The sequence below is a fragment of the Gracilibacillus alcaliphilus genome, assembly GCF_016909015.1.
GTDB classification, from domain to species: Bacteria; Bacillota; Bacilli; order Bacillales; family Amphibacillaceae; genus Gracilibacillus; species Gracilibacillus alcaliphilus.
This window is the reverse complement of the sequence record NZ_JAFBFA010000014.1, coordinates 68,269-87,216: the sequence shown is the minus strand read 5'-3', so window position 1 is coordinate 87,216 and position 18,948 is coordinate 68,269. Positions and strand designations below refer to the sequence as shown.

The 18,948-nt window shown below is 39.0% G+C and carries 23 protein-coding genes, 1 pseudogene and 1 riboswitch; of the genes and pseudogenes, 7 read left to right on the top strand and 17 right to left on the bottom strand.

The annotated features are described in order from the left end of the window. Nucleotides 1–26 precede the first annotated feature (26 nt). The 7 genes from JOD18_RS12075 to JOD18_RS12045 all read right to left on the bottom strand — a co-directional run bounded on the left by JOD18_RS12075 (nucleotide 27) and on the right by JOD18_RS12045 (nucleotide 4,526). Nucleotides 27–509: an SRPBCC family protein gene (locus JOD18_RS12075; protein WP_204669283.1), complete on the bottom strand. Its 483-nt coding sequence runs from the start codon at nucleotides 507–509 to the stop codon at nucleotides 27–29. Between the two features lie 143 nt (nucleotides 510–652). Continuing rightward, nucleotides 653–1,165, bottom strand: a complete 513-nt coding sequence (locus JOD18_RS12070; RefSeq protein WP_204669282.1) for a type 1 glutamine amidotransferase domain-containing protein — start codon at nucleotides 1,163–1,165, stop codon at nucleotides 653–655. Between the two features lie 165 nt (nucleotides 1,166–1,330). Beyond that, nucleotides 1,331–1,645 carry a DMT family transporter gene (locus JOD18_RS12065; RefSeq protein ID WP_204669281.1) on the bottom strand — a complete coding sequence of 105 codons (315 nt, stop codon included), beginning with the start codon at nucleotides 1,643–1,645 and terminating at the stop codon, nucleotides 1,331–1,333. Continuing rightward, nucleotides 1,645–1,986: a DMT family transporter gene (locus JOD18_RS12060; protein WP_204669280.1), complete on the bottom strand. Its 342-nt coding sequence runs from the start codon at nucleotides 1,984–1,986 to the stop codon at nucleotides 1,645–1,647. The genes JOD18_RS12065 and JOD18_RS12060 overlap by 1 nt, the downstream gene beginning before the upstream one ends. Nucleotides 1,987–2,057: 71 nt before the next feature. Then, nucleotides 2,058–2,154: riboswitch (guanidine-I (ykkC/yxkD leader) on the bottom strand. A 223-nt stretch (nucleotides 2,155–2,377) separates the two neighbouring features. After that, complete coding sequence (locus tag JOD18_RS12055; protein WP_204669279.1) at nucleotides 2,378–3,769, bottom strand: helix-turn-helix domain-containing protein; 1,392 nt, start codon at nucleotides 3,767–3,769, stop codon at nucleotides 2,378–2,380. 18 nt (nucleotides 3,770–3,787) lie between these two features. After that, on the bottom strand, nucleotides 3,788–3,991 hold the full coding sequence (locus JOD18_RS12050) for a response regulator (protein ID WP_204669278.1): 204 nt from the start codon (nucleotides 3,989–3,991) through the stop codon (nucleotides 3,788–3,790). Then, a complete protein-coding gene (locus tag JOD18_RS12045; RefSeq protein WP_204669310.1) occupies nucleotides 3,984–4,526 on the bottom strand; it encodes a sensor histidine kinase in 543 nt (180 codons plus the stop codon). Before JOD18_RS12045 ends, JOD18_RS12050 begins: the two co-directional genes overlap by 8 nt. Here JOD18_RS12045 and JOD18_RS12040 point away from each other — a divergent pair. Further along, nucleotides 4,508–5,005 (top strand): cupin domain-containing protein, encoded by a 498-nt coding sequence (locus JOD18_RS12040; protein ID WP_204669277.1) that lies wholly within the window; start codon nucleotides 4,508–4,510, stop codon nucleotides 5,003–5,005. The genes JOD18_RS12045 and JOD18_RS12040 overlap by 19 nt on opposite strands. Nucleotides 5,006–5,365: 360 nt before the next feature. Here the strand turns inward: JOD18_RS12040 and JOD18_RS12035 are convergent, their stop codons facing one another. From JOD18_RS12035 to JOD18_RS25020, 3 genes and pseudogenes are all read right to left on the bottom strand, one after another. Next, nucleotides 5,366–5,752 (bottom strand): VOC family protein, encoded by a 387-nt coding sequence (locus JOD18_RS12035; protein WP_204669276.1) that lies wholly within the window; start codon nucleotides 5,750–5,752, stop codon nucleotides 5,366–5,368. 80 nt (nucleotides 5,753–5,832) lie between these two features. Continuing rightward, nucleotides 5,833–6,549: a hypothetical protein gene (locus JOD18_RS12030; protein WP_204669275.1), complete on the bottom strand. Its 717-nt coding sequence runs from the start codon at nucleotides 6,547–6,549 to the stop codon at nucleotides 5,833–5,835. A gap of 236 nt (nucleotides 6,550–6,785) precedes the next feature. Next, nucleotides 6,786–6,935 (bottom strand): annotated as a pseudogene (locus JOD18_RS25020) (helix-turn-helix domain-containing protein); the annotation flags it as partial. A 139-nt stretch (nucleotides 6,936–7,074) separates the two neighbouring features. Between JOD18_RS25020 and JOD18_RS12020 the strand changes: the two are divergent. Beyond that, nucleotides 7,075–7,515, top strand: a complete 441-nt coding sequence (locus JOD18_RS12020) for a cell wall hydrolase (protein ID WP_204669274.1) — start codon at nucleotides 7,075–7,077, stop codon at nucleotides 7,513–7,515. Nucleotides 7,516–7,931: 416 nt separating this feature from the next. Here the strand turns inward: JOD18_RS12020 and JOD18_RS12015 are convergent, their stop codons facing one another. Further along, nucleotides 7,932–8,600 (bottom strand): lysozyme family protein, encoded by a 669-nt coding sequence (locus JOD18_RS12015; RefSeq protein WP_204669273.1) that lies wholly within the window; start codon nucleotides 8,598–8,600, stop codon nucleotides 7,932–7,934. A 177-nt stretch (nucleotides 8,601–8,777) separates the two neighbouring features. Between JOD18_RS12015 and JOD18_RS12010 the strand changes: the two genes are divergently transcribed. The 4 genes from JOD18_RS12010 (at nucleotide 8,778) to JOD18_RS11995 (ending at nucleotide 13,082) form a co-directional block, all read left to right on the top strand. Beyond that, the gene (locus tag JOD18_RS12010; RefSeq protein WP_204669272.1) at nucleotides 8,778–9,749 is read left to right on the top strand and encodes a ZinT family metal-binding protein; all 972 of its coding nucleotides are present in this window, start codon (nucleotides 8,778–8,780) and stop codon (nucleotides 9,747–9,749) included. Between the two features lie 181 nt (nucleotides 9,750–9,930). Then, on the top strand, nucleotides 9,931–11,520 hold the full coding sequence (locus tag JOD18_RS12005) for a metal ABC transporter solute-binding protein, Zn/Mn family (protein ID WP_204669271.1): 1,590 nt from the start codon (nucleotides 9,931–9,933) through the stop codon (nucleotides 11,518–11,520). Nucleotides 11,521–11,613: 93 nt separating this feature from the next. Beyond that, a complete protein-coding gene (locus tag JOD18_RS12000) occupies nucleotides 11,614–12,330 on the top strand; it encodes a metal ABC transporter ATP-binding protein (RefSeq protein WP_204669270.1) in 717 nt (238 codons plus the stop codon). After that, on the top strand, nucleotides 12,267–13,082 hold the full coding sequence (locus JOD18_RS11995) for a metal ABC transporter permease (RefSeq protein ID WP_204669269.1): 816 nt from the start codon (nucleotides 12,267–12,269) through the stop codon (nucleotides 13,080–13,082). Before JOD18_RS12000 ends, JOD18_RS11995 begins: the two co-directional genes overlap by 64 nt. A 155-nt stretch (nucleotides 13,083–13,237) precedes the next feature. On the opposite strand, the gene JOD18_RS11990 is transcribed toward JOD18_RS11995, so the two are convergent. The 4 genes from JOD18_RS11990 to JOD18_RS11975 all read right to left on the bottom strand — a co-directional run bounded on the left by JOD18_RS11990 (nucleotide 13,238) and on the right by JOD18_RS11975 (nucleotide 16,646). Beyond that, complete coding sequence (locus JOD18_RS11990; protein ID WP_204669268.1) at nucleotides 13,238–14,167, bottom strand: prenyltransferase; 930 nt, start codon at nucleotides 14,165–14,167, stop codon at nucleotides 13,238–13,240. A 172-nt stretch (nucleotides 14,168–14,339) separates the two neighbouring features. Continuing rightward, the gene (locus JOD18_RS11985; RefSeq protein ID WP_204669267.1) at nucleotides 14,340–15,182 is read right to left on the bottom strand and encodes an aldo/keto reductase; all 843 of its coding nucleotides are present in this window, start codon (nucleotides 15,180–15,182) and stop codon (nucleotides 14,340–14,342) included. A gap of 338 nt (nucleotides 15,183–15,520) precedes the next feature. Next, nucleotides 15,521–16,057 (bottom strand): spermidine/spermine N(1)-acetyltransferase, encoded by a 537-nt coding sequence (gene paiA, locus JOD18_RS11980; protein ID WP_204669266.1) that lies wholly within the window; start codon nucleotides 16,055–16,057, stop codon nucleotides 15,521–15,523. A gap of 82 nt (nucleotides 16,058–16,139) precedes the next feature. Further along, a complete protein-coding gene (locus tag JOD18_RS11975) occupies nucleotides 16,140–16,646 on the bottom strand; it encodes a GNAT family N-acetyltransferase (RefSeq protein WP_204669265.1) in 507 nt (168 codons plus the stop codon). A 726-nt stretch (nucleotides 16,647–17,372) separates the two neighbouring features. Between JOD18_RS11975 and erm the strand changes: the two genes are divergently transcribed. Then, nucleotides 17,373–18,134 (top strand): 23S ribosomal RNA methyltransferase Erm, encoded by a 762-nt coding sequence (gene erm, locus JOD18_RS11970; protein ID WP_204669264.1) that lies wholly within the window; start codon nucleotides 17,373–17,375, stop codon nucleotides 18,132–18,134. Between the two features lie 326 nt (nucleotides 18,135–18,460). On the opposite strand, the gene JOD18_RS11965 is transcribed toward erm, so the two are convergent. Both JOD18_RS11965 and JOD18_RS25015 read right to left on the bottom strand, forming a co-directional pair. Then, nucleotides 18,461–18,790 (bottom strand): transporter associated domain-containing protein, encoded by a 330-nt coding sequence (locus tag JOD18_RS11965; RefSeq protein ID WP_204669263.1) that lies wholly within the window; start codon nucleotides 18,788–18,790, stop codon nucleotides 18,461–18,463. Further along, a complete protein-coding gene (locus tag JOD18_RS25015; RefSeq protein ID WP_204669308.1) occupies nucleotides 18,774–18,932 on the bottom strand; it encodes a CNNM domain-containing protein in 159 nt (52 codons plus the stop codon). Before JOD18_RS25015 ends, JOD18_RS11965 begins: the two co-directional genes overlap by 17 nt. Between the last annotated feature and the right edge of the window lie 16 nt (nucleotides 18,933–18,948).

Genomic DNA, 18,948 nt, shown 5'->3' with positions numbered 1-18,948 from the left:
AAAAAAATTACGATCCGGTCTTCACACTACCTATAATGTTGTAATACCTGCATATATTTCTCATACCATATGGCCCATTCCTTTTCCGGGAAGTCCATATGCTCGCCTTTCAAAACAGATTGAAACATATCCAGACATACATGCCATCCAGCTAAATCTTTAGGGGTATGATCATTAAGAAAAGGGAGGTACTCTGTCAACCGCAACAGGCAACCTTCAGCTTGAGGTGTTAATTCGAATCGCACCGATCCTTCTCCCCATTCAAACTGCAGATAAACAAACTCCTTGAAATCTAAAATGGCAATATCGAACGCCTCTCCTGTCCCATCGTTCATATGGAACTTTATTGTTCCACCCTTCCGCAGATCTGCCACCTCTAAATTTGGCATCCAATGTTGAAGTTGATCATTCTCTGTTAAAACAGACCACACCGCTTGTACAGAAGCTGCTAATGGGCGCTGATAAACAGCTGTGTAACTTTCCTTTGTTTTTTCTAAAACAGCTAACATAGCCTATTCCTCCTTTTATTCATATCATGCCGCAACACCGTTTTAGATATTCTGACTTTATTTTAACACAGAGGCAGTCCATGCTGACGTGTGATACTAGCCCTAAATAAAAAGAGGCTGTTGCGCAACAGCCTCTTTTTTCCTTATGCCAATAGGTTGACAGCTTCTCTATTAAATGCCGGTAAGTCATCTGGTGTACGACTTGTCACCAATTGCTTCTGACATACGACAACTTCTTTATCGTGAAACTTTGCACCAGCATTCTCTAAATCGACTTGAATCGACTTAAAGCCGGTCGCATCACGGCCGTCTAATGTTTTTGCCGTAATGAGCAGCTGTGGACCATGACAAATAGCAAATACCGGTTTCTTCTCATCCATAAAGTGCTTAACAAAATCCACAAAGCGATCGTCAGCTCTTAACTGGTCTGGTGAAAAACCTCCAGGAATAAATAAGGCATCGAAATCATCTGGCGATACTTCATCAATTCCTTTATCAATAGCGACAGATACTTCACCCTGCTTACCGGTCACTTCCTTACCTGCTTCATTTTCGATCGTGATAACTTCATGTCCAGCGTCGTGAAACGCCTTTGCAGGATCTGTATACTCCACATCTTCAAATAAATCGGTAATAACTGTTGCGATCTTAGCCATTTCCAAAAACACTCCTTTTTAAATTGCGTGTTCAAATAGACTGATAAATCTGAACAAACGCTTAAAGATTCTAGAGTTAGTATACCCTACATTTTTAGTAATACCACAAGAGAGTTATTGGTAAACATAGGAAAGAGACTCTATAAAAAAGAGGGAAAGCATTGCTTATGAGACCAGTTTTAATCCTACCGCTGCACCTAGTACCATGCCTATGAAAACAAGCCGTTTCCAATCTTTTGACTCCCCATAAATAATCATTCCTAAAATAGCTCCACCCGAAGCACCAATTCCTGTCCAAATCGCATAAGCGGTCCCCATTGGCAGTGTCTCCATTGAATAGGCAAGGAATATAAAACTTGCCCCGAACCCAAGAACCAATAATAAGAATGCTTTCCAATCCCGATCATGGTGCAGTTTATTGATCATAACAACTCCAAACATTTCACACAAACCAGCTAAAATTAATGAAATCCAAGCCATTAGGAATCTCCCTCCTCTTGTGATTGATCTGGTGTAACTAATTTCAAACCAATGACACCAGCTAATAAGACTAGAATCAAGATTACTTTTTCTATTCTGAATGGTTCATCAAAAAATACAATTTCAGAGAAAACAGTTCCCACGGTACCTAATCCAACAAAGACTGCATATACCGTTCCGACCGGCAGCTTTCGTCCTGCCATAATCATTAAATAGAAACTTACAACAATAGCAATGACTGTTCCAGCCCACGTCCAAAAGTCATATGCATGTTTTAAACCAATAACCCAAAAGACTTCAAAGAAAGCAGCAATAAACACTTTCATCCAATCTGTATTCATTTATAAAACACCTCCAAATTGTTAGTATGCCCAAAAATTAAAAAAGCCTAAGAGAACACTGTAAAAACAGTATCTCCCAGGCTTTTGTCCCTCCGTGGCACAGCATAGCTGTGAGTTTTCTCTCGGACCAGACCAACAGTTTGTTGCGGAACCCTAGAAAACATGTAACCTATACAATTACCTTAGATTATACACATATGTGAAGTTTAGTCAAGGATAAAAGTACGCGGGTTAATTTAAATATCTCGCCGCCTAACAACTATGTGTCAATGAATCAAGGGTAAGCACTAAGTCAGAGTATACAAGCCGGATAACAATGATGGTACCAAATAAAAAAGGTATATTGGTGTATAGCCCACTCCAATTTGAAGCCAGTGCTCCTAATGGCTGATTATTTCCCTTTTTGAAATTGAGAAGGAGTCATGCCAGTCCATTTTTTGAAAGTCTGGCTAAAATTTTTTTCGTCATTATAACCTGTCATTTTAGCAACGGTATATATTTTTAGATTTTTCTTTAATAGAGGCTTAGATTGCTCTATTCTATATTGATGCAAATAATCTAAATAATTGATTCCTAACTCCTTTTTAAATAAAGCACTTAAATAAGCAGAAGAAACATAGACCTCTTTTGCCATTCTATCTAATGTTAAGTTTTGGTGATAGTTTTTATGGATAATGGCTTGCACTAATCGTATCGTGCGATGGATAGGCTTATTAGCGCACATAATATTTATCATTTCCTGGAATACTTTTTTGATTAGAGATGACAAATCAGTGAAGCTTTCAATATATGGTATTTGTTCAATCCAATAGATGACCTCTTCTTTCTCTTCTATCGATGTACATTCCTTTTCATGAAGCAGACGCTGTATTTGCCCAACTAATGAAAATGCCTGTGTATTAACGTCTTGGTTATCAAATAACGGGTGAAGATTGATATAATCAATCCATTGCTCAAGTTTCCCAAAAGCTGCATCAAACATATGATTTGCCATGTAGGTGAGAATTTCTGACTCTAATTGCAGCAATTGCGTATTAATGATAATTTTTTGCGTTTCTTGCTCACATGACACTTCATCGAAAAACAGAATGCCATTATCCTTTCTGTAATAACGCCTTTTAATGGCTAGACATGCCTCTGCATAGGATGTTTCCAGTTCATTTATAGCCTCTTTTACTGTACCTACCCCAATCCCAATTGAAATATTCAAATATGTTTCGAGATTGTTTTTTAAATGTACGAGAGCCTTTTTTATTCGATCTTTATTTAATGAGCTTGGAATATTTGCCACCCAGATAATATCTTCATTTTCTTGGAACATTTCAATTTGATCTTGAAAAACAGAAGAGATGGTCTCTAATGTAATATTGAAAAGTGCCGTATAGAGAAGCTGGGTATGTCCCATTATTGGCGATGGCTCTCGTTCATGTGTAAATAAGCGAATGACTCCTGCATGCACACGTCCAGAATGAATGTTCAAACCTAAATCTTGCAGCACCTGCTTTCGTTTTTCTATAGAATCAGAGGGTGTTTCCTTTATCCATTGGCTTAATGTTTCTTTTTTTATAGTTGAAAGGTTTTTCTTATAGCTTGTCTCTAATTGCTGTACATAGGTATCCTGTTCTTGTTTTTCTTCTATCATATGTTTGGCCTGTAAAACCGCTTCCAAAATCCGTGTTGGCTGGGCTGGTTTTAAAATATAGTCCCGAATATCCAGCTGTAAAGCCTTTTGGGCATACTCAAATTCCTCATATCCTGTTAATAGTATCGCTTCAAAAGTCAAGCCAGCTTTTCTCGACTGTTAAATAAATTGCAGACCATCCATGTCAGGCATTCTTATATCACTAAGAATAATATCAGGTTGGGATTTACCCATGAGTGCGTATGCTTCCAAGCCATTTGTAGCTTGACCACAGATCTCAATTCCATATGATTTCCAATTGATTACAGATTTAATCCCTTCTAATGTCTCCTGTTCATCTTCAACTATAAATAGTTTACACAACTTGAAAACCCTCCATTTCCTTAGGGATTTGTATGATTACTCTTGTGCCCATCCCCTCCGTACTATTAATAGTCAATGAAGCCATACCCGGACCGTATGTTAATTTCAGCCGTGCCGCTATATTGCTCAAGGCATAACCAACGTCATTTTCAAACAGCGACTCTTCATCTTGGCTTATTTCATCCATACTCTGCTGAATTTTCTTTAATTTCACAGAAGGAATACCTACTCCATTATCTGTTATTTGTATAGTAATCTTATCATTCTCACAGAAAGCCTTCACCTGTAATAGCCCTTGATCTTTAAGTGTCTTAAGACCATGCATGATGGCATTTTCCACAATAGGTTGAATAATCAGCTTAGGAATCCTCATTTGCTTGATTGTGTCATCCAAATGAATTTCATAGTCAAACGATTTAGATAACTTTTGCAAGATAAGATAGTTTTCAATAAATGTCATTTCTTTTTCTAATAGATTGTATTCTTTACCGTCATTCAAATTACTTCTGAAAATATTTGATAAAGCATAAATCATATCAGCAAGGTCCTTGGAATGACGACATTGCTATTTGTAATCTCGCAGAAAAGAATGCAGCTTCAGATATTGACCGGCCATTCGACTCACATGCACACCCAGATATTGAAGAATATAAATATATCCTGAATGGATCTGGCGCTGTAACCATTGGTCTAGGAGATGAAACATGTGCAGTGGAAAGATATGAATTTAAGGCTGGAGATCTCGTTATCTTACCTCGCGGACTGGCCCATGTCGATTCTGGCGAATATACGGCTCTTTATTTTCATACCAAACAAAGTGTATTTGGTAAAACACCAGGAACCAGCTTATACCCACATAATGCTTATGTTTATACAAAGCCTCCTCGTCCCACAAAAGAGGAAGAGGAGGCATTAAATGACCCTGGAACTTATTTACTAATGAACTCAAGAGAAACTTATGCTATCCATTTGCCGAATCCAATCCTTAAAACAGAACCTTTGTCGCAGAATTGAAACATCTACGGCCAGATCTATTTTCAAAAGATAAACTTCGGGAATAGAAATGATTTAAGTTACCTCCGCTCTCTTCTCATGGGTGCACAAAATAAAAGAATGGATATAAATGTGGTCTCTGTCTGATATCTGACAGAGACACATGGAAACAGTAGCAAGGAGGTCCTCTGATAAATTATAAATACCGATTTAATACTATTTCATCGCCATCTTTTCAGACGTTTAGATAAAGAACCTGAGCCCTTTCTGAGTTAAGAAAAACCAAGTAGTATGAACTGTCTATCTTTTACTTATTCAATTTAGAACAAAGTATTATTGCATTCTACCTGCTTTTCAACTTTGTATTTACCAAAACTTAACCTAACTCTCTTTAATACCAAAAGCAATCCAGCGATCATCTATATCTTCAACAACAAATTCCCAATTCTGATAATCTGTTTTCTGAAGTGACTTAACAATCTTAGCTCCTTTTTCTAGAAATTCATCTTGTAATTTTTCTTGATTATCGGTAATAAAATATGCATCATATCCATAACCGTAAAGTTCTCTATTTGGATATACTTTTTCAGTATTTGCTATTGTTAAAATGATTTCTGTATTATCTCGATATAAACAAATATGTGGTTCTTTTGCATTCATATATGATACTGCTCGAAAACTCATTACATTTTCATAATACGCTGCTGTTTGTTCTATATTTGGTGTTGGAAACACTGAGTGAGATAAAACAAGATATTTCTTTGTCATAACTTAATTCTCCTTATTCTTTTTAACGGTTAAAAAACAAAAGCAGTGTTCCTATAACTGCTTTTGTTCTTGCCATGCTCTTAAAATGACGAAAAATCCATTCCGTTTAATAGATAAGTCACCACAATTAAAAATAATAAATACCCCATCATCGTCCAATACAAATCAAATTTCGATTTTCGCATATGGACTAGGAATAAATAAATGTGCATTAACCCATACAACATTAAGGCAAATACATAAGTAATGACGAAAAGGTCGACCATTACAAAACCAAAAAACAAAATCACTAAACAAAAAACTAGAGCAAAGGGAATACTGACAATTGCATATTTGGTCAGCAGCTCTTTGTGAGCCATGTCTCGATTCCCAAAGTGTTTCAAAAGTAAATAAATAGAAAAATAGCCAACCGCAAAGGTAATGATCCAAGCGAAAAAGGTTTTTAATGCAAAGGTAAAACCAACATCTTCAAAATAGCTTAACAATCCATCAAAACCGTACTTATAAAAAAGAAAACTACTAATACTGATTAATAAAGCTAATACAGCCAAAATAATTCCACTTGTTTCTATTTTTATCGATCGATTGGAAGCTACTACTTTATGTGGCCTTAGAACAGCATCTAAAGCAATACCCTGGGCTTCCTTCATACTTTCAGCAAAATCAAAATTACCTATTTTCTTTTTCTCTTGCCCGTCAGCCTGCTGCCCTTCCTGCCCAGCAGTATTCTTCTCTGTTTGCTCTTTCCTGTCCGTTGTCTCCTCATTCACTGTCTGCTGATAATTGTCTTTGTCCATCTAATCACCTCAATAACCGTTTTATTTATGCAAGACACTTTCTCTGTATAATGGATATGTATTCCCACTTTATCCCCCTCATTACTATCATACGTTTTTTCAACGAAAAGGTTTCAAATTCCCTAAATTTCGCGTTATTCCATTTGCAAGATCCTAACTTCTAGCCCTTGATATGGCAAAGGAATTTAGATGAATAAATCAGCCTCACTTGATTCTGGGCTCGTTAGGCTGACATGTTATGTATCATTGCCCTTAGTACCATGCAACTTCCTATACATTCTCGGTGTGATGCCTTCTGCTGTCTTAAAAGAGCGCGTAAAACTGTTTTCGTTCGTATAGCCAACTTGTTTAGCAATCGACTGTATCGTATCCTTGCTGTGGGTTAGTAAATGTTTGGCTTATATTTCAATTCGTTCTTATTAATGCATGTTCAAAAACCAATATATCCTTTACCTTTAAATAAGGTATAACCAATAAGGGCATGAATACAGGCTTTCCTTCATATTATATTTTGGAGGTGAAAAAATGCCAAGAGTAGCTTACCGAAGTGCAGACGTTGATTTAATGGCAAGGATGATGAGAGCAGAGGCTGTGGGAGAGGGAAAACAGGGGATGCTATATGTCGGTAATGTAATTGTTAATCGTGCTGTAGCAGATTGTAGTGATTTTAATGATTTAAGAACAATTGAACAAGTCATTTTTCACGTACAAGGAGGAAATTATTCATTTGAAGCCGTTCAAAAAGGGAATGTATTTTATCAAAGAGCAAGAGACTCTGAGAGAAGATTAGCAAGGCAAAATTTGGAACATTGGAGAGAACACCCAGCGAAATATGCTCTCTGGTACTTTAATCCATATGCTCCGTGTCCGCCAACATGGTATGACCAACCCTTCTCTGGTCAATTTAAACAACATTGTTTTTATGAACCAGCGCCTGGAACATGTGACAGTGTTTATATGGGATAACGAGAATAAAGTATTAGTGTCCGTCCCCCACTTCAACTTCCTTTACATCTCACAAAACCTTGAAGTAAAGGCCTTACGAACTGTGGCACCGGAATAAAAAATCTCAACAAAGATTAAATAAAAGAGCTGCCTCACACAGGTACTTGTTTGTGGAGCAAAAAATAAGCAGAGGCTGTGCAAATCGTATCATTCGCATGTTGCAACAGTCCCTGCTTACTTTTTCTATGATTTGTTTTTATTGGTTCCAAAAATCTCTTTTCATCGCATTGCACGTTTATTCTTATTGTTTGGGTCTTAAGGCTGTGACTTTTAAACAAATAACAGACTAATCTTTGCTTTTAGGATCTTAAAGCAGTGACTTATCCTAAAAACCCTCCTATCCACACGTCAAAAAGCTTACCATTCAGAAAAGACCGCTAGCCTTTCTCTAATTCCGCTTCAATGGCTTGTTTATAAGACATGACAGAAGGAACATAGTAGATATCACCGTAACAAGCCTCTAACTCCTCTGCTTCTGCCCGTCGGCAGGAATAAATCGACTCCTCTTTTCCTGCCTCTTGATACATCTTCTGTGAAAAAGCAATGGCGGCTTCTTCTGAATAGCCCTCTTGCTCTTCTTCTATATATTGAATAAAGCCTTGGCCAAAGTTATATGCCTGAACGGCCAACTCTACATCACCCTCTGCATTTTCGATGGATAAGGCAAAAAAAGAAACTCCTTGTTCAATGGAGCGTTCTGGATCATCAATACAGCCAATCTCGCCGCAGAGGCTTTCAGAAGACTGCATCGGATCGTTCCCTCGTCCGCCTGATTCCTGCATCATCATAGCCAAAATCGTACTGACATGCTCAGCCACACCATATTGTTCGGCATACTTTTCTACCAATGGCCTATACTCCCAAATCTGCTCACTTAATGCCGGGTATTGTTCACTATACCCCTGGCGATTCTGTACTTCATCCGGATAATCGCCTACATAACTGACTAACCAAGAAAGAAGCAGAAAAACAGCTATTAAGACAAAACCTGTTAAGAAAAATTGTCCAATAGCAGACTTCCATTTCTTTTGTTGACTTTGCTTCATTGGCCTTGCTCCTTTAGTTATTTCATTACACTAATCGTAACACCAAATGTGGCAGTCTGCACATCTTTTTCATGGAAAGTTCCAAAAACAATCTACTTGACATCCTATTCAAGTCCATGTAATCTATAAAACGTAACTATTACGATTTACAACCAAAAAAAGAAAGGAAGAACGTACTTGAAGAAATCATATCTATTCTTATTTAGTTTATTGGCTTTAAGCATTTTTCTAGCAGCTTGCCAGAATACAGAAGAAGATGCAGCTACAAATGATGCCTCAACTGAAGAGGGAGAGACAGAAACAGAGGTACATACAGCAGGAGAGATAGAAATAGAAGGTGTCGCCGACCACTATCATACAGGAGATGCTATCGAACTGACCGCCGTACTTAGTGAAGATGTCGATTATAACCACTGGCATTGGTTTACTAAAGAAAGTGACCAAACCGAATGGGAAGCAGCAGATGGACAAGAAACGGATACATTCACAGGTGAAGCAACTACTGACGGTTTAGAAATCAAAGCTACCTTATATGACGAAGACCATGAGGTTTACGCTGAATCTGATCCTGTTACCGTTGTAATTGACGATCACCATGGACATGATGAAGAAAGCCAACAGATCTATGAAGGATACTTTGAAGATGAACAAGTAGAAGATCGTGAATTATCGGATTGGGATGGAGATTGGCAATCTGTGTATCCATACCTTTTAGACGGAGAATTGGACGAAGTATTTGAACATAAAGCAGAAGAAGGAGATATGACGGCCGAAGAATACAAAGAATATTATACCGTCGGTTATGAGACAGATGTAGATCGAATTACGATTGAAGATGGTATGGTTACCTTCTTTACGGACGATCAGGAAATATCCGGGGAATATGCAAGTGATGGATATGAAATTCTAGAATATGAAGCAGGTAATCGCGGCGTTCGTTTTGTGTATAAGTTAGTTGATGGATCAGAGGATATGCCAGAATATATTCAATTTAGTGATCACAATATTTTCCCTATCGATTCCCATCATTACCATTTATATTGGGGCGATAATCGTGAGGAGTTATTAGAAGAGGTAACCAATTGGCCAACTTACTACCCTTCTGATTTAGACGCAGATGGTTTAGTTCGCGATATGCTGGCACATTAAGAAATATTCTTTCTTAGCAATGCAAACCACAATCGAGGAGAAGGCAAGCCTATGAACGGCTTGCTTCTCTCCGCTTTTTCATTTATCTCGGTGCATTTGTTCATCTACTCCCCAACATGTTAGATATAGAACAATGGACACATATCACTTTATTTATTTTTTAACAAAGGAGAATTAATTTATGTATAGAAAATGGGCCCAAGCCCTATTGCTTTGCCTTATTGCAGCTGTTGTCCTTTTTGGTTGTCAATCACAGGACAGTTCAGATAATGAAGAGACCGAAATCTCTATCGTTGCCTCATTTTTACCTATCTATGAATTCACCAAACAGGTGGCTGGAGATCGAGCAGATGTACAGTTGATGGTCTCTGAAGGGCAAGATGCCCACCATTTTGAACCAAGTGCACAAGATGTTGCATCTGTCAATGAAGCAGATGTCTTTGTATACAGCAGTGAAGAAATGGAATTTTGGGTAGAAAGCTTACTAAATACCGTAGAAAATGATAAATTAGTCGTAGCACGTGCGGCCGATGGTCTTGAGGAAGCCCATCAGCATGATCATGAAGCAGAGCCTAGCGATACAGGAAATGTACAAGTTGAAGGTGCTGCTGATCACTATCATACAGGTGATGAAATTGTATTAACTGCTGCATTATCAGAAGATATTGATTATAATCACTGGCATTGGTACCAAAGGACAAACGCTGACGAAGAATGGGAAGCTATTTCCGGACAAAGTACCGAAACATTTACCCTTGAAGCACCAGAAGAAAGTTTTGAGGTTCAAGCTGTTATTTATGATAATGACCATAATGTCTATGGAGAGTCAGAACCGATAGCCATTCACATTGATAACCATGATGGAGATCATGAGCATGGTGGCGAAGCTGATCATGAGCACGAAGAGCACGAAGGGCATGAAGATCATGACCATGGCGACCATGCAGAATCAGAATCTGCAGAAGGTGCAGGAACCGTTGAAATTGTTGGACTAGCAGACCATTATCATACAGGCGATGTGGTGACACTTATTGCTGAATTAAGTGAAGCAGCAGATTATGATCACTGGCATTGGTTTATGAGAGAAGATGCGGATCAAGACTGGGAAGCCGTACCTGAACAAATGACGGATCATTTTGAATACCAAACAACGGGAGAAAGCTTTGAAGTAAAGGCTGTACTTTATGATAATGATCACAATGTCTACGCAGAATCAGAACCTGTTTCCGTGCTCATAGATGACCATGAAGAGCAAGACCCGCATATTTGGCTTGATCCAGTTTTAGCACAAGATCAAGTTCTTGCCATCCGTGATGCCTTGATAGAGGCAGACCCTGATGGAAAAGACATCTACGAAGCTAATGCAGAAGCCTTTAATGAAGAACTTCAAACATTAGATGAAGAATATCAAGCCGCATTTGAAGATGCGGAAAATCGCGTTTTTGTCGTACAGCACCAGGCATTTGGCTACCTTGCAGATCGTTATAACTTAGAACAGGTCGCCATTGGTGGGCTGTCCACCGAAGTCGAACCAAGCCCGTCCCGTATGGCAGAGATTGGCGAATTGGTTCAGGAATATGATGTACCAGTTATCTATTATCAACAAGGTGCAAGCTCAGCAATTGCTCAAACAGTTGCTACAGAAACCGGAACAGAAACAGCTGTATTATATGATTTAGAAGTACAGTCTGAAGAAATAATGGAAGAAGATTTAGGGTATTTGGAGGCTATGCGCAGTAACCTAGAAGCATTACGCCTCAGTATCCAGTAGCAGTCAAAAGGAACAGGCTCTATAAATAAAAATTTTATAGAGCCTCGCTTCCTTTTTTCCATGTAGAACAGTAATAGAAAGGTAGATTTAATCATGTACTACATTAAAGTAGATGATCTCGCTTTTCACTATGAAAAGGAACCTGTATTAACCAATATTTCCTTCGAAGTAAACCCAGGAGATTTTGTCATGCTGACTGGCGAGAACGGAGCCGCCAAAACCACGTTATTACGCAATATTTTAGGCCTGCTCAAACCCACCACAGGGCAGGTCAAATTGGCTGTAAAAAACCGTTCCGGGCAAAAACTAGTTGTTGGCTATGTACCTCAACAAGTCGCCTCATTTAATGTCGGTTTTCCAAGTACTGTATTAGAACTTGTTCAATCGGGACGTTATCAACGAGGAAAATGGCTGAAAAAATTAGATAAAGCAGATAAAGAACAAATCAGGCGCTCCCTCGACGCGGTTGGGATGTGGGATATGCGTTATAAGAAGATTGGTGAACTATCAGGCGGACAAAAACAGCGTATTTCTATTGCACGTGTATTTGCTACAGATCCAGATTTATTTGTATTAGATGAACCTACTACAGGTATGGATGTACATTCACGTGAGGAATTTTATAAATTATTACGACATAACAGCGAAAAGCATGGAAAGGGTATTTTGATGGTCTCACACGATCATGAAGAACTCCGAAACTATTGTAATAAACATATCGAACTCGTACGAAAGGAGGGATTGCCTTGGAGATGTTTCTCTATGGATTCATGCAAAGAGCTTTCCAAGCCTCACTTCTCATCTCATTAATTGCGCCTATGTTAGGGCTGCTCTTAATACTGCGCAGGCAGTCCCTTATGGCAGACACTTTATCCCATGTTTCTTTAGCAGGGGTTGCACTGGGGCTATTAATTAGCATTAATCCAACATGGACCAATATCTTAATGGTAGTAGCCATTGCGATTCTGCTCGAATACTTACGTATGCTTTACCGAAGTTATTCAGAGGTGTCGATTGCCATCCTCATGTCGGCAGGAATGGCATTAGCATTGTTTCTTATGAGTTTGAATCAAGGCGGGACAACACTCAATATCACCCAATTTCTATTCGGCTCCATCGTCACGATTAGTACAGAGCAGGTTTGGATGCTGTTGATACTGACCATTCTCATTATTGTGCTGTATGTCACTTTTCACAAAGCGATGTATGTATTAACGTTTGACGAAGATACAGCTTTTACCGCCGGCTTGCCAACCAAAGTCATGTCGATCTTGTTTAATGTATTAACTGGTGTCACCATCGCTATTATTATGCCGATTGTCGGTGCATTGCTTGTCTCTGCCGTCCTGATTCTGCCGGCAGCCATTTCGATGCGTATAAGCAAAAGCTTTAACGGCACCATTCTAATTGGCTTTCCTATTGCGTTAGCCGGCATGCTGAGCGGACTGGTTACATCCTATGAATATGGCACTCCCCCAGGAGCTACGATTACTTTAATCCTAGTTATGATTTTGGGCATAATGATAATCTTGAAGAAATTGTGGCAAGGGAGAAATACTTAATCTCATAAAATCCTTATGTTATAGGAAGGTACTATCTATCAGGGGAGCTTTTCTCCCCCGCTGATAGGAGGCGGAATGTCCAACCATCATCTCGAGTTCTTGGCAATTTCTCCAATTCCGGAAATAGGAAGCTTACAAACAATTTGACTTCTCCATCAAACAAAAACCCCTAGCCAAACTGCCGTCACAAAGGCAAGAATCAACAATTTTTTCTCACTATTGGTTAAATCTTCAACATCATCCATGTTCACTCTTATCGTAATAAAAATAGCGTACACTAATATGATGATCCCACCCAGTGCCGCAACTGGGCGAGTAACAGCGATCCAGCCAAACAAAAGCCCTGCTAGTATGAAATACAGAAAGACTGGATATTTAACTCCCTTGATCCCCCATTTTTCTAACGCCCATACGACTGATGTGCGTTTAACCGGTGTGGCCTTCTGATCGGCGTGCCGGTCAGGAATATGATGAAACATCACCCATCCCATACACCAAATGGCATTTATAAGGGCGTTTTGCCATGCCCAAACTGGCACAGCCGAAAGGGTAAGCCATGGCGCTGCGATACCAAGCAATAACATAGCAGGAAATAGGCTGAGCCACTCGCCCGCAAACGGCACATAGGCCAATTGAAACGGTCTCAAAGAATAGGAGACAGCACTCCATATACCAACCAAAGTTAAGACAGCCAGCTCAAAATATCCCAATAGCCAAAATAAACATGCCATCAACACGAGAAAAGCACAAAGCAGCAGCCCGATCCGTTCCAGCATGGTAATCGTCATCGTATTGGTTTGGAGCACTCTGCTCCCGCCAGAAAGTATACCAGGGCTGTATTGATCCGTCCCTGACCGATAATCTGCTATATCATTTAATACATGGGTTAATAGTCCATGGATCAACAGCGCACCGATAAGTAACACAGAGGTTATCCCCACTAAAGTTGCCCCAGGAATAGTATAATGGAAAATTAAGGGCAGGAGTGTGGAGAGAATCGCTGCTACACTTGAAAAAAATACAGCCACCAGCCGCATCAGCATTCCTAATCCTTTTAGATTGAATGTGGATTGAACGGAGATCATAGTAACCATCCCTTTGATTTTTCATAGTGGTTATTTTCCTTATTCTCCAAAAATAGAGTCATACTTTTATACCTGACTTCCAAAAGAAACATACCACTGCCTTCTATAATGTGTTAAATTATCCTTACTATTATGCTCGATGCTGGCAGAATCATACTGGTCGGTAACCTTATCAAATAATATCTAATGGCATTTTGCGAATCGGTGCAGGGAACACTTGATCCAGCAGTCGTATATCTTCCTCAGAAAACGAAATAGACGCTGCTTCTATATTTTCTTGGATATGTTTCACATTACTGGACTGCGGGATCGACACGACATCACCCTGGCGAATCGTCCATGCCAGCATGATTTGAAATACTGTCGCTCCATGACGCTCTGCGATTTCCTGCACAACTGGATTCTCTGTAACCGCATCCCCGCGTGTATCCCCTTGGGCAATTGGAGAATAGGCAATGGTAGGCAGCGACCTGCTTCTTTGCAGCGGAAGCAAATCATATTCAATCCCTCTGCTGGCGATATTATATAACACTTGATTGGCTGCACCATGTTTTCCACCTTCTAACTTCCACATTTCCTGGATATCTGCCATATCAAAGTTAGAAACACCCCATGAACGAATAATGCCCTGTTCGACATATTTTTCAAGGTCGGATATTGTCTGTTGAAGTGGGATACTGCCTCGCCAATGTAACAGATACATATCTAAATAATCCGTACCCAGCCGTTTCAAAGATTGCTTTAGAGCATGGCCTAAGTCCGGTTCTGCTGCATGATTAGGATAGAACTTTGAAATCAGCAAAATATCTTCCCTATTTATCCCCTGAATCGCCTCGCCAATCAAACACTCGGCATTGCCCTCTCCATACATTTCCGCAGTATCGATCACCTCTATACCATGTTCCAGTCCATATCTAAGTGCCTCTATTTCCTGTTTCCATTTAGCCGGGCTATCTCCCATATGCCATGTCCCCATTCCAATAGGGAATCTGGCCTTATCAAGCAGCTGAACCATTCCAAACACCTCTTTCCAACTTTATATCTTCTTTCTCGTATACCCTGAAGAAAATAGGTATAAACGAACTATCCAAGTCAAAGCGGACTTTTATTATATTTCCCTTTTTGATGCGATGGAACTGTATCGGATAAGATGAGCGAGAGATTCTAGTGACTGATGTTGCAAAGTTAACAGCCAGTGCAGCCATCAGTGTCTGGAATTGGCAGATCATCTGGAATCCTTACCTTCTGTAGAAATACGACCAAATTGGAAATGCTTCATCTGTTGATCAAAAAGCGGAAAGACTGGAAAGACAATCATTCGATCGTATCCGGTCTCCTATAGATTCAGCTTACTTATTGCTGCATTGTGACCCCTGTTAATGTTTTGGTCATGATATAGTCCATTTGCTCATCACCGCCCACATTAAACCAATGTTCTCCCGTTCGAACAAAACCCATTTTCCGATAAAAGGCAAGGCCGTTCTCATTTTTTTCCCACACACCTAACCAAACCTGTTTTTTGTGTGATTGAATAGCAATGTCTATTGCTTTGTTGATCAATTTTTTTCCAAGTCCCTTTTTCTGAAATGAACGCCTTAGATAGATGCGCTCTATTTCCAGCGATTCGGATCCCATTTGCTCTGTTTGGGCCTCACCGATATTTATCTTCAAATATCCAGCCAAGTTTTCTTTAAAATAGATAAAAAAGAACGTTGAACAAGGATTACTTAACTCCCTTTGCAGTTTTTCTATATGATAAGCACTTTCTAAATAAGGTTCCATTATCTCTGGTGGATTATCGTCCTTAAAGCTGTCATAGAATGTTTCCTTGCTTATCTCCTGCAGTTCTTGTACATCGTTTGGATTGCATTTTCTTATTTCTACAGTCATTATTCCTTCTTACTCCTTCTGTTAAATCTAATGAATCGATAACGGAGATTGTTTGTCCCCGCTTCTCGGAATTAAGCATAACCTATTGCTTATCTTTATAGGAAGCAATGTCGATATAAAAAGGTAAAATATCCACATAACTCCCGTCTTTTTGTTTAAAGCCACCAGGGATGACACCTAATGGAGTAAATCCTAATTTTTTGTATAAATGAATCGCTCCCTTGTTCGAAACAACAACGGCATTAAATTGCAAAATTCGAAAGGACAGGTCTTCTGCCACATGTATCGAGTCTACCACTAACTTTTCACCAATACGCTTACCTCTTTGTCCTGATTTGACAGCATACGAGGCATTGGCAATATGGCCGCAGCGCCCCACATTATTAGGATGTAAGATATAAAGGCCTAAAATCTCACTATTTTCTTCCGCAATACCTGTATATGATTGTTCTTTAAAGAAGGATTCTGCTTCCTCACGTGTTAAAGGCTGCTCCTGCGGAAAAGCATCACCAGTTTCCACAATCTCATTCCATATTTCTATCATTTGTGTTAGGTCACTTTCTTTATAGGGTCTGATGGTTATAGCCATAGAGCGGTGCCTCCTTTTTTTCGTTTATTACACATATTAGTTTACCAAAATTTTGATTAAAGGCATATACATGCAGTTCAAGAAGGTTGTTCAAAAAGCCCAATAAAAAGAACGCAACGAATCTCGGAATTTTATCACCAATTACTAAAAACAATCTGAGCCAACCATGGGACTATAACGACCAGTAAAATATAATAGTAGATTGGCGGTTTGGTAATACCTGCTTTTTTGTGATCATTACCATGTTTGTTTTATCCAGCCCATGCACAACAATCCATTTCATTGCCTCTTCAACACATCAGTACTTCTCTTCATCTGCTGTTTGAAGCATAATTAAATTACCGGATGCTATTTGCAAAAATCTTCAATCTTTTATACTATAAACATAGAATACATAGGGAGGAATTTCAAATGCAATCGATTCGTTTAAGAACAGTATGGCAATAAAAAGCAGTTTGTTAACTATCATTTTTAGGTAGGCTTTTTTTGTCATGCTCTTTCTTAGTGAAGGTTTGCATTGCTAATATCATGGGTATTAGTTTATCGCAGTGTAACGGCCTGATCGGTTCAGCTAACGTTCAGCGGGGGATGGAATCCACCCATTGAACGAAGTTTCACTGTATTCCCTAAGAATGCGTAACAGGATTAGTCTGTCCAATTATGATAGACACTCCTGTTTTTTATTGCCTTTTTATTTTTCAAGCAATAAAAAACAGGAGGATACTTATGAAAAAGAATTCATTTTCGATTTCACAAAATTTTATTACCAGTAAAGCTATCATTAAGCGAATCGTGGCACGAAGTACGATTCAGTCTGAGGATACAGTGCTTGAGATTGGCACTGGGAAGGGGCATATTACAGCAGAGTTAGCACGCAGAAGTAAGCTCGTCTACTCTGTTGAAATTGACCCTGTCCTGTACAGAAAGGCCAAACAAAGGCTTAAACCATTCTATAATATTCGTTGCATACATGCTGATTTCCTAAAATATTCGCTGCCAGCGGCACAACAATATAAAGTTTTTGCAAATATACCCTATTCTTTGACCACAAAGATTATCAAAAAATTAACAACAAGCCATAATCCGCCAACCGACATGTGGCTTACAATGGAAAAGGGAGCAGCTAAACGTTTTCTAGGGCAGCCTAATGAAAGTATTAAATCGTTGCTGCTCCAACCCTTTTGGGATATTAAAATTGTTTATCATTTTAAAAGAGACGACTTTCACCCGAAGCCATCGGTCGACTCCGTACTGATCTATTTATCTCAAAAAGAATCCCCTGATATAGGCTTCCATGAGCTGCAAGCTTTTGAAAAATTTCTCCGCTATTCTTTTCAATGGGGATTGTATGGCAAGCGTAAATTATTATCAAAAAAACAGATTTCGACGGCTTTAAAATTAGCCAATCTCCCGCCATTAGAACCTGCTGCTCCGATTTCTTATGAGCAATGGATATGTCTGTTTCAATGTTACCAAAAGTTTCATTAAAAAAGTTTGGCTTATCACCAAGTCTTTATGGTGAAAGGCTTAGCTTTACTTATACTATAACCCATAAACTTTATGCTCTCCTTTAGTATAAAAAATAATACAGTCCCTCAGTTATAACAGGCTGAGGGACTTCATTATTTTTACCGCTCTATGTCTAATCACACTTGTAACGCAGAAAGGAAACAATCTCCTTGCCCATATATTGTATGACACTTTCATGTAGAAATTACAAACATTTTAATAGAAAAAACAGCTGACTATCTTATTTTGACTTGGCAATACACGGAATTTTCGTTCAATATTTCACAAAAATTGGATGAGATGTTTTACACCTCTATTTCTGACTGTTTCGTGATCAATAGTTTATCAACAAGCACTTGATCCATATCAACTATCTCTAATTTCAACTCCTCTAGATAATTATAATCCCCCTCTTCTGGAACACTTCCCAGCTCATTCGTCAGATAGCCTCCAAGTGTCTGAAATGAGGTGTCTTTTATCATATCGATATCTACTTTATCTTCTAGGTCAAAATAGCGCAGGAATGTATCAAATGGAACTTGGCCATCTGCCAGCCAAGACTGTTCATCCCGCTTAGTAATGGAGGCCCTAATTCTGCTCCCTTCACTCTGGATTTCTCTAACAATAACCTGCATAAAATCGTTTAAAGTACGTACCAGAAATAATACCGATTAACGTAATCCCAATTTGGATCGTGGATAATAATTCGCTGGAGTTTTCCGCTAAGTAAAGAGCCGTCTTCGCATTCTTATTCCCTTCTTTCGCTTTCTGTTCCAGCCTCTTCCTGTTTCTT

Excerpts from the sequence above, each read along its gene's own strand:
- JOD18_RS12075 (WP_204669283.1), bottom strand. The coding sequence starts at position 509 with ATGTTAGCTGTTTTAGAAAAAACAAAGGAAAGTTACACAGCTGTTTAT.
- JOD18_RS12070 (WP_204669282.1), bottom strand. The coding sequence starts at position 1,165 with ATGGCTAAGATCGCAACAGTTATTACCGATTTATTTGAAGATGTGGAG.
- JOD18_RS12065 (WP_204669281.1), bottom strand. The coding sequence starts at position 1,645 with ATGGCTTGGATTTCATTAATTTTAGCTGGTTTGTGTGAAATGTTTGGA.
- JOD18_RS12060 (WP_204669280.1), bottom strand. The coding sequence starts at position 1,986 with ATGAATACAGATTGGATGAAAGTGTTTATTGCTGCTTTCTTTGAAGTC.
- JOD18_RS12045 (WP_204669310.1), bottom strand. The coding sequence starts at position 4,526 with ATGATTTATGCTTTATCAAATATTTTCAGAAGTAATTTGAATGACGGT.
- JOD18_RS12035 (WP_204669276.1), bottom strand. The coding sequence starts at position 5,752 with ATGACAAAGAAATATCTTGTTTTATCTCACTCAGTGTTTCCAACACCA.
- JOD18_RS12030 (WP_204669275.1), bottom strand. The coding sequence starts at position 6,549 with ATGGACAAAGACAATTATCAGCAGACAGTGAATGAGGAGACAACGGAC.
- JOD18_RS12020 (WP_204669274.1), top strand. The coding sequence starts at position 7,075 with ATGCCAAGAGTAGCTTACCGAAGTGCAGACGTTGATTTAATGGCAAGG.
- JOD18_RS12015 (WP_204669273.1), bottom strand. The coding sequence starts at position 8,600 with ATGAAGCAAAGTCAACAAAAGAAATGGAAGTCTGCTATTGGACAATTT.
- JOD18_RS12005 (WP_204669271.1), top strand. The coding sequence starts at position 9,931 with ATGTATAGAAAATGGGCCCAAGCCCTATTGCTTTGCCTTATTGCAGCT.
- JOD18_RS12000 (WP_204669270.1), top strand. The coding sequence starts at position 11,614 with ATGTACTACATTAAAGTAGATGATCTCGCTTTTCACTATGAAAAGGAA.
- JOD18_RS11990 (WP_204669268.1), bottom strand. The coding sequence starts at position 14,167 with ATGATCTCCGTTCAATCCACATTCAATCTAAAAGGATTAGGAATGCTG.
- JOD18_RS11985 (WP_204669267.1), bottom strand. The coding sequence starts at position 15,182 with ATGGTTCAGCTGCTTGATAAGGCCAGATTCCCTATTGGAATGGGGACA.
- paiA (WP_204669266.1), bottom strand. The coding sequence starts at position 16,057 with ATGACTGTAGAAATAAGAAAATGCAATCCAAACGATGTACAAGAACTG.
- JOD18_RS11975 (WP_204669265.1), bottom strand. The coding sequence starts at position 16,646 with ATGGCTATAACCATCAGACCCTATAAAGAAAGTGACCTAACACAAATG.
- erm (WP_204669264.1), top strand. The coding sequence starts at position 17,373 with ATGAAAAAGAATTCATTTTCGATTTCACAAAATTTTATTACCAGTAAA.
- JOD18_RS11965 (WP_204669263.1), bottom strand. The coding sequence starts at position 18,790 with ATGCAGGTTATTGTTAGAGAAATCCAGAGTGAAGGGAGCAGAATTAGG.